A 12,703-nucleotide genomic window follows, 5' to 3' on the forward strand; every position below is an offset into this window, starting at 1 on the left:
TTTGTGAAAGATTATAAGGATAAGCTATTTGATATGGAGTATTAAATGGAAGGAGCATAAAAATGAATATAGTTATAAGACAAGAACAAGAAAAAGACATAAGCACTATTTACAGTGTAGTAAAATTAGCCTTTGAAAAGGTAGAACATTCTGACGGTGACGAGCAAAACCTGGTTAACCGTCTCAGAAACAGTGAAGCGTTCATTCCGGAACTTTCACTTGTGGCAGAGTTGGATGGCGAAATTGTGGGGCATATACTCTTTACAAAAATTAAAATTTGTGAAAATATTTCTCTGGCTCTTGGGCCTTTGTCTGTTGTTCCTGAGTTGCATGGCAAAGGGATTGGAGGCAAGCTTATTATAAAGGGACATGAAATTGCAAAAAACTTGGGGTTTGGTTCTGTAATTGTACTTGGACACCCGGCTTATTATCCTCGTTTTGGATATGTCCCTGCAAGTAATTGGGGCATAAAGGCTCCCTTTGAAGTGCCGGATGAGTGTTTTATGGCGATGGAGCTGATCGAGGGGAGTTTAAAAAGTGTAAGTGGTATAGTTCAATATGCTAAAGAATTTTTTGAGAGGTAATCAGGAAAGTGTATTTTTTCTAATGATAATTATGTAAAAATAATCTAAAAGCCAATGCTTAATAATACTAAGCATTGGCTGAAAATTTCTAAATATAAACTCCAAAATACCGGTGCTCCAATTTTGACACCTATCTCTCGATAGGTGGGTGTCCTCACAGATGTCTCAATCGCCTTCAATGCCATAAAAGGACTCACAAGAAGGTACATTTCCTCATCTAAATATTGGACTCCCGAAGTTTAAATGTAGGTTCAAAATAGGAGCTTAGCGAATATTTCAGAAAAAATAATCTATGTACATCGTGCACCCACCGTTGACAATTAATCTACTAGCGTTACTAATCCAGTTAGCTCAAATCAGGTTTATCCACGGCACTCAGAAGTGATCACTTACCGCTGCTTCCTTCCGGACCTGACGGACTTCATGAGCTTCTGCTGCATGGGACCCAATTCTCAATACCACTTAGATCAGTCGACCCAACAGATTAAAGTCTAAAGTGGGAATTCAATCCTGCTGTAGCGGATTGCAGGTTACAGGGCACCGCTGACTCCCCATCTAGCACGAATTCTATCTTTAATTAAGTTGTTTCCTCGTTGCTAGATTATAATAACATAACTAAAGTTCTTATTCAAGGGATATATGTTTGGTAATTTAAACCTAATATTTATATATTTTTATAACAGCTTTAATTGAAAGGAGAGTTTCCAATGAAGATTCTTATTATTTGTTCTAAAACTGGAAGTAAGTTTTTACAAACTGAAAATTCTATAAAAACAGATGGATTAATTGCAAATGAGAGGATTATTCCACTGTTAAAGGAGCTTGGATACATGGATAACGTAGTTCAGATATTAGAACTTCCTAATACTTATCCAATCCTTATAGATGACCCCTTGGAGTATCTGCCAGACAAATTAGAAAAACATGATATAGCTATTGCCATAGGTATACATGAAGATATATTAATGGAGCTGCCTAGACTTATAAGTTTAAGCGAAGGAAAGGCGCTTTTGGTACCATTAGAAAGTAAGGACTGGCTGTCAAAGTGGGTGAGAGATAAAACCATAGAAGAATGCAAAAAGTATAAGCTTGAGTATGCCTTCCCTAAGCCTTTTTGCGCCCTTGAATATGGCGAATTTAAAGTAATAAACCGGTTTATAGAAAAGTTTAAGATAGGTAAGCCAAAGTACAGGCTGTATGTTGACAAAAACAACAAAATAACAAAGGCAGAGATTCTGATTACCACTCCCTGTGGAAATCTGTATAATATAGCAAAGAAACTAGAAGGTAGTATAATAGATACAGAATCTAAGGATATAGCAGCTAGGTACTGGCATGGTTTTTCTTGTCTTGGAGATGTTTATAGGGACGCTGAATTAGGTGATACTGTAGTGCATGTAGCAGGACACATACATTATAATGCTATAGATGAGGCTGAAATAGTAGAAGAGTAGCAAGAATAGGTTTGTAGAAAGATACTATGAGCCATTAGGTAATCTAAAAGAGATTTTAAATATATGAAATCTAGTAATTAATGCCTATATTTTAGTTTATATATAGTATAGAGTTATAAAATAAAATTGTATATATTTGAGGTGAGAAATATGCCAGGGGAAATCTTTGAGGGGTTTAATCCTAATGATCCAAGAACAGATGGTGAAACATATTTATTAAATGTATTTAGGAGCAGTCCACGTTTTCATGGGTGGGGAATATTTGAGCAGCCCCATATAAATTCCATGAAGCCAGATTTCATTTTACTTCATCCTGAACGTGGAATTATTATTATAGAGGTTAAGGACTGGAATTTGAATTTAGATGTTTATGAAAATGGTGGATATATTCGGGGAACAGATGGACAAGCACATAAAAAGAATCCAATCAATCAAGTAGAAAACTATAAAAAAAGTATTCTAAAAGCAGAATTGAATAATAGTGTTTATCTTGCTGAGAACTTTGAAAATTACTATGGTTGTATAGAAACTGTAGTATATTTTCATAGAGCATCTAAAGCACAGGTATTAGCTTTCTGTGGGTATGGAAATAAGTATACAAAAATTTGGACAATGGAAGATATTGAATACATTAAAAATGCACAAAACAAATTAACAGCAATAAAACATACCTATGCATTGGCTATGGAGCATTCAAAATATAATAATAATGGTTTATTGCAGCATTTAGTAGAAGAGTTAGCCAAGCATTTACAGTATTCAGACTATAATCATGAGCGTAAGCAACCGTATATTTTAAAGGGAGCACAAAAAGATTTGGCGGATCTTAATCCCGGAACTATTCGTAGATGGAGCGGCGTAGCAGGATCAGGAAAATCATTGATTTTAGCAGAAAAAGGTGTAAAAGCATTAAAGGAAAATAACCGTGTACTTATTTTAACCTTTAATATTACTTTACGTCACTATTTAAGAGATTTATGCAGCCAGCAATTTGGAACAGAGAAATATGATGGAGAACGGAAAAAATTACGAAGAGATTTGACCATTATACATTTCCATGAATTATTGAAAGTCATAATGACAGAACATGAAATTGAAGTAGACTTTGATGATAATAGAAAAGAGTTCACAGAAAGATGGATGGGTGCTATTAATGAATATTTAGCTAAAAATCCTAAAAAGGATCAGTTTAATTACGATTATATACTAATTGATGAGGGACAAGACTTTAAAGGGGAATGGATTCGATTTCTAAAACAATTTTTCACTGGGAAAGGGGAACTCTTTATTGTTTACGACAAAGCTCAAGATTTATTTGAGCACGGCGTGTGGATTGAGGACTCTGAGCAGATTAAGAATATTGGATTTAAGGGGAGACCGGGCAATTTAAAATATACATATCGTTTACCACAGGGGATTGTCCAAAAAATACATGTAGTTCGTCAGCAATTACATATTGATGGAGAAGATATTTTAGTACCACGTGATAAACAACAGATTTCTTTATTACAAACAGCCTTCTGGTTTAATTATAGGGCCAATTATAATGTTGAAAAATTGTATCAGCTTGAGCATCATATAAAAGCTTTATGCCAAAGCAATGATTGGGAAGATATTACGATTCTCACAACTAATGAAAATACAGGTGCAGAAATTGTAGAGTATTTTGAGAATAAAGGTATTCGTACATCTCATGTATATGATTTACAGAGACATAGAGATATTGAACGCCGCCGCTCTGAAAAGTGGAGATTTCGTGGAGGTACTGGAAGGCTTAAAGTTAGTTCTTATCACAGCTATAAAGGATGGCAAACACCTAATGTTGTATTAGTTTTAGATTCACCTTCTACAAGGTATGTAAATGGGGAAATTTACTGCGATGTACCAAATTCTCAATCAATAAAAGATGCGGTATTTATTAGTATGTCCCGTGTTAAAGAAAAAGCAACAACAGGAGAGTACTCCTTTATTTGCCTTAATTACTTGCCAGAATATGACCACTTAATGTCATCCTTTGATAATCTATTCTAAAAGATATTCATACAAATAAGGGAGAGGTGTTCATCTTGAAAAAACAATTTCAATGACTAGCTTAGAATAGGCACCTTATATAACTTAAAAAAGACAAGTTAGTTAATGTAATTTTACATCTAACCGACTTGTCTTTTTCTATACATCCTTCAGTAAGTTATTAAAAGTACTACGATCACAACAAAGACCACAAATACATCTGATATCACCAAATTTTAGAGAGTATGCTTGTGAAAGTTCCGTATTTGATTTAACTACATTTTTAGCAAAATCCTCATCAGCTTCTGATACCTTATTTAGAGCATTAGCTTTCTCTTGAGTATCTATTACAGCTCCAACTGGAACGTAACTCTTAGCAGGGATTCGTACTCCATTTGTTACTATAGCTCCCAAATCAATGTAACAGCCATCTTCCACAATAGAATTAAAAACAATAGCATTAAATCCCACAAAAGTATTACTTCCAACAATACATGGACCGTGAATTAGAGCTCCATGAGCAACACTAACTTCATTTCCTATATAGATAGAATATTGTTTGTTATTTATTGTAAATTTTATGTTTTTTAAGCTATGAAAAATTACCACATCTTATATCTCCTAACATTTTATTACTCTATGTAATATTGTAAAGTCAGGTTATCAATATTCTTATTGGTTAAATAGCACTAATGTATTCTATGAAAAAATATTGATTATGTTACAGAATTTATCCGGTGACTAACCACTCTAATACTTCCTTGCACGGTGTGAAAGTGATTCACACAAAATCAAAGATTTTGGTTCTCTACTTTTCTCCAAGGGAAACATTAAAGCAGTTCCGTCCCTGGAATTGTGAAAGATTGACTGTATATGGAAGTGGACACTTGGTGCCAACCATACCGAGTCCATTTTTAACTTGGATTAGTCCATTGTTATAAAATCAACTTTTATAGATATTGTTGGTATCACAGTGGTTTTGTAATATTAATTATAAAAATCAAAAAAGTATAAATAAACCAAAATTGACTGAATAGAGTGGATAATGAAATTTATTATTTATATCTTGAATTTATTGTAATTATTTATTTAAATATGATAAATAAAAGCATTATTATACTAATAATACGTTAATTATTTTAATAAACTATTGATTTTTTACCATAAAAGTGAATATAATGAATTTATGATTATATAGAATTGGAATGGTGAGAAATGAAATTGGAACGGTAGATGAAAGAAAAGTTATTTTCATAGGAAAGAGAGAGGGTTAAAGTGTATAAGGTAGATTTAAACTGTGATTTGGGAGAGAGTTTTGGTCCCTATAAAATAGGAATGGACGAGGATATATTGAAATTTATTACCTCTGCAAACATTGCCTGTGGATTTCATGCAGGAGATCCAGCTGTGATGAGGAAAACTGTAAAGCTTGCTCTGGAAAATAAAGCTGCAATAGGGGCACATCCAGGACTGCCTGATTTAGTTGGTTTTGGAAGAAGAAACATGAGTGTTTCGCCCCAGGATGTTTATGATATGGTAGTTTATCAAGTTGGTGCTTTAAGTGCATTTGTCAAAGCAGAAGGGGGAAAAATGCAGCATGTAAAGCCTCACGGAGCGCTATATAATATGGCCGCTAAGGATCAAGGATTATCTCAGGCAATAGCTAAGGCTATTTACAAGGTAGATTCACAGCTAATATTATTTGGTCTTTCAGGCAGTGAACTTATAAAGGCAGGGGAAGATATGGGGCTTCGTACCGCTAGTGAAGTTTTTGCAGATAGAACTTACCAAAAGGATGGTTCTCTCACCCCAAGAACTAGAGAAGATGCTCTTATTACAAATAGCGAAGCTGCTATTTCACAGGTAATAAAGATGGTTATAGAAGGAAAAGTACATTGTCAGCAAGGTTTTGATATTCCAATAAAAGCAGATACTATTTGTATTCATGGAGATGGTGTACATGCTTTAACTTTTGCTCAAGAAATTAATAAGCAGTTAAAAGCCTATAATATTGACGTTAAAAACTTTTAAGAAAGTTAGTAAAGTAATTAATTTTAAATTTACATACAGTTATCAGAATATAATTTATTGTTTGAAAGGAGAAAAAATATGTTTACGTTAATTGGTGTTGTAATTGTTGTTGTTGGTTTCGCACTGCGCTTTAATCCTCTTTTAGTTGTAACTGTTGCTGGGGTTGCTACAGGATTTGCAGGGAACCTTCCTATAGCAAAGATTCTCACAATTTTTGGAGAATCTTTTGTGAAAAATAGATATCTATCATTATTCATCCTTACCCTACCTGTAATTGGATTGTTGGAAAGAAGTGGTTTAAAGGAACAGTCCCAGATACTAATTGGCAAGATAAAAGCAGCTACTTCTGGACGTATTTTGCTTTTGTATCTTTTTATAAGGGAGGCAACAGCTGCTTTAGGGCTGACAAGTTTTGGTGGACATGCACAAATGGTACGTCCTTTAGTGTCTCCAATGGCTGAAGCTGCAGCGGAAAACAAATTTGGTCAGTTGCCAGAGAAAACTCGTAATAAAATTAAGGCCTTTGCTGCATCTGCGGATAATGTTGGTGTATTCTTTGGAGAAGACATATTTATAGCTTTTGGGGCTATTTTACTTATAAAAGGTTTCTATGATCAAAATGGTATTAATTTAGAGCCTATACATATAGCACTTTGGGGTATTCCAACTGCAATTGCTGCCTTCTTAATTCATGGTACTAGGCTTATATTACTAGATAGAAAAATTAAAAAAGAAATAGAGGTCTATGAGCTTGAGAATGAAAATAAGGAAGTAAAGGAGTTGAGCTAGCATGATTATAAGTCTTGAGTACATTTATTACATAGCAGGAATTTTCCTAGCTTTAATTACTGTTTTAACACTAAAGGATAAAAAGAATCCTAAACGAATTAGTTCTGCTACATTTTGGGGGCTCTATTCATTGACTTTCCTATTTGGAAAGGTTATTCCACCAATGTACATGGGAGTTATTGTAATATTAATAGCTGTTATTGCAGGAGCTAACGGCGTTGGAATAGGTTCTTTTAAAGAGTCAACTGAAAAACAGCGAAAAGAATCTGCTAGAAAACTTGGAAATTCATTATTTTTACCTGCACTTTTAATTCCTATTGTTACAATAGTAGGAACTTTGTGGGTAAAAAATATAAAAATAGGTGGATTATTTTTATTAGATAATAGTAACGTTACTATTGTTAGTTTAGGATTGGCTTGCTTAGCTGCTTTATTTGTAGCTTTGATATTAACAAAAGAAAAGGGAATGCAGGCTATTAAAGAGAGTAGAAGATTAATAGATACTATAGGCTGGGCTGCTATTCTTCCTCAAATGTTAGCTGCATTAGGCGGACTTTTTACAGTAGCTGGAGTTGGTACAGCTGTTACGAAGCTAGTTAGTGGTGCTATTCCAGTGGATAACAAATTTTTAGTTGTGGTGGCTTATGCAGTGGGTATGGCTTTATTTACAATGGTTATGGGAAACGCCTTTGCAGCATTTCCTGTTATTACAGGAGGTATAGGTCTACCTTTAGTGGTACATATGCATGGAGGTAATCCAGCTGTCCTTGCTGCAATTGGAATGTTCTCTGGTTATTGTGGAACACTGATGACACCTATGGCCGCTAATTATAATATTGTACCGGCAGCATTACTAGATCTACCAGATAAGAATGGTGTTATTAAAGCACAAGTACCAACGGCTTTATTGTTATTAACAGTAAATATATTTTTAATGTACTTTCTTGTTTATTAAGAATTCTACTAAAGATTTTCATAGTGGTTAACAGCAAAAAGTCATGTTCATATGCCTGTTACCACTAATACATAGAGGTGACAAGATGATGAAAAATGAACTAAGAGCTGAGATGTTTCCACTTGGTGAATCAGGAATCCTCATTGAATTTGGAAAAGAGATTCATCCTGATATACATAGAAAAATAAAAACATTAGCAAAGTACCTTGATGAATATCCCTTTACGGGAATGACAGAATATGTGCTATCCTTTACAAGTATTACAGTGTTTTACAATCCAATTGAAGTTAGAAAGATAAAAAGAGATTCTGAAAAAGGTAAGCTTTCCTATGAAATTGTTGAAGGTATTTTAGAGGGAATTTTATCTAAACTTAATGATTCTGGAAATACTAGAGCTAGAGTGGTGGAGATACCAGTTTGTTATGGAGGGGACTTTGGACCGGATTTAGAATATGTGGCAGAATATAATAAAATTACTGTAGATGAGGTAATCAAGATACATTCAAGTGCTGAATACCTTGTTTATATGATAGGTTTTGCTCCTGGCTTTCCTTATTTAGGTGGAATGTCTGAAAAAATTGAAACGCCCAGAAGAAAGACTCCCCGTACTTTGATACCACCGGGAACTGTAGGAATTGCAGGTATGCAGACAGGCGTTTATCCTATAGGCACTCCAGGCGGTTGGCAGCTTATTGGAAGCACACCCTTAGAGTTATTTAGACCTAATGAATGTCCTCCAAGCCTTCTTCAATCAGGGGATATTATAAGGTTTTGTCCAATTTCTTTCAGTGAATATGAGCAGTATAGGAGGGAGCAACAGTGAGCATAAGAGTTATTAGTCCAGGTCTTCTTACAACAGTTCAAGACTTAGGAAGATATGGGTATCAGAAATATGGAGTTATAGTTAGTGGGGCTATGGATTCTTATTCTCTTAGAGCAGCGAATATTCTAGTAGGAAATAAAGAGGATGAAGGGGCACTGGAAATTACATTAATGGGTCCTTCTTTAAGCATAGATAAAGGCACTCTTTTTTCTATTACAGGTGGGGATTTATCACCAACCATTAATGGAGAACCTGTTCCTATGTGGAGACCAGTTTACTTGAAAGAAAACAGTGTGCTGAAATTTGGAGCTTGTAAGTCTGGCTGTCGTGCATATTTGGCTGTGGCAGGCGGTTTTAATCTTCCGGAAGTTATGGGAAGCAAAAGTACTTATCAAAGGGCAGAAATCGGTGGTTATAAAGGAAGGATGCTAAAAAAGGATGATGTACTACAGTTTGGTTATCCTTCAGAGGAAGCTTCTGATATTATAAAAAAGCTAATAGAAAAAAGTTACTCTAATTCTTTTGCAGCAGCGAACTGGTATTTAGAAGGGGAACTTATAAAGAAGAATTTTGATTATATCACTGTTAGAGTTATGCAGGGCAGGGAATTTGATAAATTTACCTTAGACAGTAAAAATAAATTTTTTAATTCTGAGTTTAGTATTACAGCTCAGTCGGATAGAATGGGCTATCGTTTGTCTGGAACAACTTTAAATTTAGAAAAGCCTTTAGAAATGATTTCTGAAGCTGTTTCTCTTGGAACAATTCAGGTGCCACCAGATGGGAATCCAATTATACTTTTAGCAGATAGACAAACTACTGGAGGATATCCTAAGATCGGACAGGTAGCTTCTGTAGACATTTCAAGGATTGCACAGCTTAAGCCAGGAGATAAGATTATGTTTAAAGAAATCTCCCTAGGGGAAGCGGAAGAACTGTATATTGAAAGAGAAAAATATATTACAAGTTTGAAAATAGGGATTAACTTAAGGATATGAATAAAAACTCCTTCACAATAAAATTAGTAGTAAATTTGCTGCACTCATTGGGCAAATAAATTCTTTGAAATTTGTTTTGATGTGGATAAAGTATATATTACAATAGATGGCAAGCCTTATGCTAAAGGATTAGAATAAGGCTTGCCATTTATTGTTTAGTATTCTACTAGAGAATCTACAGGCACCTCTTGTAGTTTATCAGGCTGGTTAAGAGGATATATATAAGCCATTTTTTTGCCTTGGTTTACGTTTTGAATGTAAACTGGCGCTCCGTCATAAGTTACATTAGCCATATCTGGTGAAGAAACGATTTCATTTGCACGTTCTATATCCATATTAACAATCTCCTTTAGTGTTTTTTTATCAAGTATATCTTTTACACTAAATTAGTGAAATATTCTTTATTATTAATAACATTCCTTTGATAAATCAATGAGCTTTTCCATAAGTTTAACTTTTGTCTCTTCTGGGAACACTTCTAAGCCTAAAAGATTAGAAAACGCTATGCCGTCACAGGCAAAACTTATTACTAGTGCCATAGTAGGATCTTTACATTCATTGATTTTTTCAAACCACTCTTTACGTTTTTCCAGTACAGGATGAAGAAGATTTTGATTTGAGGCAACTGCAGCAAGGATACCGTACATAATGTTTATGTCAAGTTTGCACTGATTGAACTGTTCATAAATAAAAGGCATCAGCCGATTACAGGGAGAAGTATCGGATAGGGTTTTTTCTCTTTCAGAAACCTTAGATTGAAAGAAGTCAATATAATTCTCCACAAGTCCTTTGATTAATTTATCCTTGCTTGGATAATGATGGAGGAGTCCTCCTTTACTTACCCCAGCTTCTTTTGCAACTTCATCTAAGGTGAAACAATTTAGACCTTTTTCCCCAATAACTTTATTTGCTGCATCAAGAATTCTTTCTTTAGTTGAACTGTTCATAATATTAACCTCTCCTTTCAAAAAAATTAACAATTTCCCGTCTTTAATAAGGCTATAATTTATGTTATATTATAATCATTAACTAATACCGTCTGGACGGTATGTTAATCTTATCAAACTAAAAAATCCTTGTCAAGGAAGTTAGTGAGATAAAGTGGATAAGATGGATAAAAGCAACAAATGAGTTTTAAGGAGGAAAGTATGTTTAAAAATAAAAAGCAATTAGCAAGTTTTTTTGTAGTCACTTTAATTATTACGTTAATGATAAATATGGCAATAACTTGGTACTCTAGATCTGCTTCAAAAGAAATAGACTATGGTACGTTTCTTACTATGATTCAAAATAAGAAGGTAGAATCAGTAAAGATTGAAAATAATAGACTTTTAATAACTCCAAAAATTGATGAGAAATCTTCAGTTAGTGATAAGAAAATTTACTACACAGGGGCTTTAAATGATCCTGAGCTTGTAAACAGGCTTCAGGCTGCTGGAGTAAAATTCTCAACACCAGTTAAAGATGTACAGTCACCTATTATGACCTTTATACTTTCATGGATATTACCTTTTGCTATGTTCTATTTCCTAGGAACACTGATAACAAAATCTTTAGGCAAAAAAATGGGTGGCGGCGGTGCTATGTCCTTTGGAAAAAGTAATGCAAAGGTATATATTGAGAAAAAGACTGGTGTTACTTTTAATGATGTAGCTGGACAAGAAGAAGCAAAGGAATCACTAAATGAAATAGTGGATTTTCTTCATAAACCATCAAAATATACTGAGATTGGAGCAAAGCTGCCTAAAGGAGCATTACTAGTGGGTCCACCAGGTACCGGTAAGACATTGCTTGCCAAAGCAGTAGCAGGAGAAGCCAATGTACCATTCTTTTCTTTATCCGGTTCAGGTTTTGTAGAGATGTTTGTAGGGGTTGGTGCTTCTAGAGTCAGAGATCTATTTCAACAAGCGGAGAAAAATGCTCCTTGTATCGTCTTCATCGATGAAATTGACGCAATAGGAAAAAGTCGTGATAGTCAGCTTGGTGGAAATGATGAACGTGAACAAACCTTAAATCAGCTTTTAGCGGAAATGGATGGATTTGATTCTTCAAAAGGTGTTGTAATACTTGCCGCAACTAATAGACCGGAGATACTAGATAAAGCTCTTTTAAGACCGGGAAGGTTTGATAGAAGAGTTATTGTGGATAAGCCTGACCTTAAAGGCAGAGAAGAAATACTTAAGGTTCACGGAAAGAATGTTAAGCTTGACAATAGAGTGAATTTAGGAGAAATAGCATTAGCTACAGCAGGTGCTGTAGGAGCAGATCTTGCTAATATGGTAAACGAAGCGGCTTTAAGGGCTGTAAGAATGGGTAGAGATGAGGTTAGGCAAGATGACCTATTCGAAGCTGTGGAGACTGTTATTGCTGGTAAGGAAAAGAAAGACAGGATTATGACAGAGGAAGAAAAAAGCTTAGTTGCTTTCCATGAAGTAGGACACGCACTTGCAGCAGCACTACAAAAGGAAACACAACCGGTGCACAAGATTACCATCATTCCTAGGACAATGGGAGCGCTAGGTTATACAATGCAGATGCCAGATAAGGAAAAGTTTCTTCACTCTAAGGATGAGCTAGTGGAGCAAATAGTAGTTCTTTTAGCTGGTAGAGCGGCGGAGGAAGTTGTCTTTAACAAAATAACTACAGGAGCTTCAAATGATATTGAAAGAGCTACAGACCTTGCAAGAAAGATGGTAACTATGTATGGTATGTCAGACAAATTTGGTATGATGGGACTAGAATCTATTCAAAATACTTATCTAGATGGAAGAGCAGTTCAGACTTGTTCTACTGAAACTTCCACAGAAGTTGATAGAGAGGTTCTTCAAATTATAGGTAGTTGTTATGAAAAGGCAGTAAATCTTTTAAAAGCTAACATGGAGGCACTTTGTAAGATTTCAGCTTATCTTATTCATAAAGAAACTATAATGGGTGATGAGTTTACGAATATATTAAAATCCATACCTAGATAAATATAAGAGGCCTCACAGAATGCACATGTATGCATCTTGTGAGGCCTCTTTTTCTTCTTTGGATAAATTAGTGATGGCTTTATTACA

The 12,703-nt window shown here is 34.7% G+C and carries 12 protein-coding genes and 2 other RNA genes; 9 read left to right on the plus strand and 5 right to left on the minus strand.

All coding sequences use genetic code 11. From position 1 onward, the window contains the following. Nucleotides 1-62: 62 nt before the first annotated feature. On the plus strand, nt 63-584 hold the full coding sequence (locus P8V03_RS09960) for a GNAT family N-acetyltransferase (protein ID WP_318798055.1): 522 nt from the start codon (nt 63-65) through the stop codon (nt 582-584). 94 nt (nt 585-678) lie between these two features. On the opposite strand, the gene ssrS is transcribed toward P8V03_RS09960, so the two are convergent. Together ssrS and ffs are read right to left on the minus strand one after the other, a co-directional pair. Further along, a non-coding RNA gene (gene ssrS, locus P8V03_RS09965) (6S RNA) lies at nt 679-870 on the minus strand. Nucleotides 871-883: 13 nt separating this feature from the next. Further along, nucleotides 884-1,148: signal recognition particle sRNA large type (gene ffs / locus P8V03_RS09970), an RNA gene on the minus strand. Between the two features lie 143 nt (nt 1,149-1,291). On the opposite strand from ffs, the gene P8V03_RS09975 reads away from it, so the two are divergent. Both P8V03_RS09975 and P8V03_RS09980 read left to right on the plus strand, forming a co-directional pair. Further along, nucleotides 1,292-2,038, plus strand: coding sequence for a DUF166 domain-containing protein (locus P8V03_RS09975; RefSeq protein WP_318798056.1), 747 nt, complete (start codon nt 1,292-1,294; stop codon nt 2,036-2,038). 150 nt (nt 2,039-2,188) lie between these two features. After that, nucleotides 2,189-4,069: a nuclease-related domain-containing DEAD/DEAH box helicase gene (locus P8V03_RS09980; RefSeq protein WP_318798057.1), complete on the plus strand. Its 1,881-nt coding sequence runs from the start codon at nt 2,189-2,191 to the stop codon at nt 4,067-4,069. A gap of 138 nt (nt 4,070-4,207) precedes the next feature. Here the strand turns inward: P8V03_RS09980 and P8V03_RS09985 are convergent, their stop codons facing one another. Beyond that, the gene (locus P8V03_RS09985) at nt 4,208-4,657 is read right to left on the minus strand and encodes an LbetaH domain-containing protein (RefSeq protein WP_318798058.1); all 450 of its coding nucleotides are present in this window, start codon (nt 4,655-4,657) and stop codon (nt 4,208-4,210) included. A gap of 666 nt (nt 4,658-5,323) precedes the next feature. Here P8V03_RS09985 and P8V03_RS09990 point away from each other — a divergent pair. From P8V03_RS09990 to P8V03_RS10010, 5 genes are all read left to right on the plus strand, one after another. Continuing rightward, the gene (locus tag P8V03_RS09990) at nt 5,324-6,079 is read left to right on the plus strand and encodes a LamB/YcsF family protein (protein ID WP_318798059.1); all 756 of its coding nucleotides are present in this window, start codon (nt 5,324-5,326) and stop codon (nt 6,077-6,079) included. A gap of 78 nt (nt 6,080-6,157) precedes the next feature. Further along, nucleotides 6,158-6,868 (plus strand): DUF969 domain-containing protein, encoded by a 711-nt coding sequence (locus P8V03_RS09995; RefSeq protein WP_318798060.1) that lies wholly within the window; start codon nt 6,158-6,160, stop codon nt 6,866-6,868. A 1-nt stretch (nt 6,869) separates the two neighbouring features. Continuing rightward, nucleotides 6,870-7,823: a DUF979 domain-containing protein gene (locus P8V03_RS10000; protein ID WP_261672654.1), complete on the plus strand. Its 954-nt coding sequence runs from the start codon at nt 6,870-6,872 to the stop codon at nt 7,821-7,823. Nucleotides 7,824-7,908: 85 nt separating this feature from the next. Then, nucleotides 7,909-8,646 (plus strand): 5-oxoprolinase subunit PxpB, encoded by a 738-nt coding sequence (gene pxpB / locus P8V03_RS10005; protein ID WP_318798061.1) that lies wholly within the window; start codon nt 7,909-7,911, stop codon nt 8,644-8,646. Continuing rightward, nucleotides 8,643-9,644, plus strand: coding sequence for a 5-oxoprolinase subunit C family protein (locus P8V03_RS10010; RefSeq protein WP_318798062.1), 1,002 nt, complete (start codon nt 8,643-8,645; stop codon nt 9,642-9,644). The genes pxpB and P8V03_RS10010 overlap by 4 nt, the downstream gene beginning before the upstream one ends. Nucleotides 9,645-9,799: 155 nt before the next feature. Here P8V03_RS10010 and P8V03_RS10015 read toward each other — a convergent pair whose 3' ends face one another. Together P8V03_RS10015 and P8V03_RS10020 are read right to left on the minus strand one after the other, a co-directional pair. Then, the gene (locus tag P8V03_RS10015; protein WP_261672656.1) at nt 9,800-9,979 is read right to left on the minus strand and encodes an H-type small acid-soluble spore protein; all 180 of its coding nucleotides are present in this window, start codon (nt 9,977-9,979) and stop codon (nt 9,800-9,802) included. A 72-nt stretch (nt 9,980-10,051) separates the two neighbouring features. Further along, nucleotides 10,052-10,591, minus strand: coding sequence for a TetR/AcrR family transcriptional regulator (locus tag P8V03_RS10020; protein WP_318798063.1), 540 nt, complete (start codon nt 10,589-10,591; stop codon nt 10,052-10,054). 201 nt (nt 10,592-10,792) lie between these two features. On the opposite strand from P8V03_RS10020, the gene ftsH reads away from it, so the two are divergent. Next, nucleotides 10,793-12,616: an ATP-dependent zinc metalloprotease FtsH gene (ftsH, locus tag P8V03_RS10025; RefSeq protein ID WP_318798064.1), complete on the plus strand. Its 1,824-nt coding sequence runs from the start codon at nt 10,793-10,795 to the stop codon at nt 12,614-12,616. Nucleotides 12,617-12,703 lie beyond the last annotated feature (87 nt).

This window comes from Clostridium tanneri (assembly GCF_033659955.1).
Taxonomy (GTDB): domain Bacteria; phylum Bacillota; class Clostridia; order Clostridiales; family Clostridiaceae; genus Clostridium_AM; species Clostridium_AM tanneri.

Excerpts from the sequence above, each read along its gene's own strand:
- pxpB (WP_318798061.1), top strand. The coding sequence starts at position 7,909 with ATGATGAAAAATGAACTAAGAGCTGAGATGTTTCCACTTGGTGAATCA.
- P8V03_RS09960 (WP_318798055.1), top strand. The coding sequence starts at position 63 with ATGAATATAGTTATAAGACAAGAACAAGAAAAAGACATAAGCACTATT.
- P8V03_RS10015 (WP_261672656.1), bottom strand. The coding sequence starts at position 9,979 with ATGGATATAGAACGTGCAAATGAAATCGTTTCTTCACCAGATATGGCT.
- P8V03_RS10020 (WP_318798063.1), bottom strand. The coding sequence starts at position 10,591 with ATGAACAGTTCAACTAAAGAAAGAATTCTTGATGCAGCAAATAAAGTT.
- ftsH (WP_318798064.1), top strand. The coding sequence starts at position 10,793 with ATGTTTAAAAATAAAAAGCAATTAGCAAGTTTTTTTGTAGTCACTTTA.
- P8V03_RS09995 (WP_318798060.1), top strand. The coding sequence starts at position 6,158 with ATGTTTACGTTAATTGGTGTTGTAATTGTTGTTGTTGGTTTCGCACTG.
- P8V03_RS10000 (WP_261672654.1), top strand. The coding sequence starts at position 6,870 with ATGATTATAAGTCTTGAGTACATTTATTACATAGCAGGAATTTTCCTA.
- P8V03_RS09975 (WP_318798056.1), top strand. The coding sequence starts at position 1,292 with ATGAAGATTCTTATTATTTGTTCTAAAACTGGAAGTAAGTTTTTACAA.
- P8V03_RS09980 (WP_318798057.1), top strand. The coding sequence starts at position 2,189 with ATGCCAGGGGAAATCTTTGAGGGGTTTAATCCTAATGATCCAAGAACA.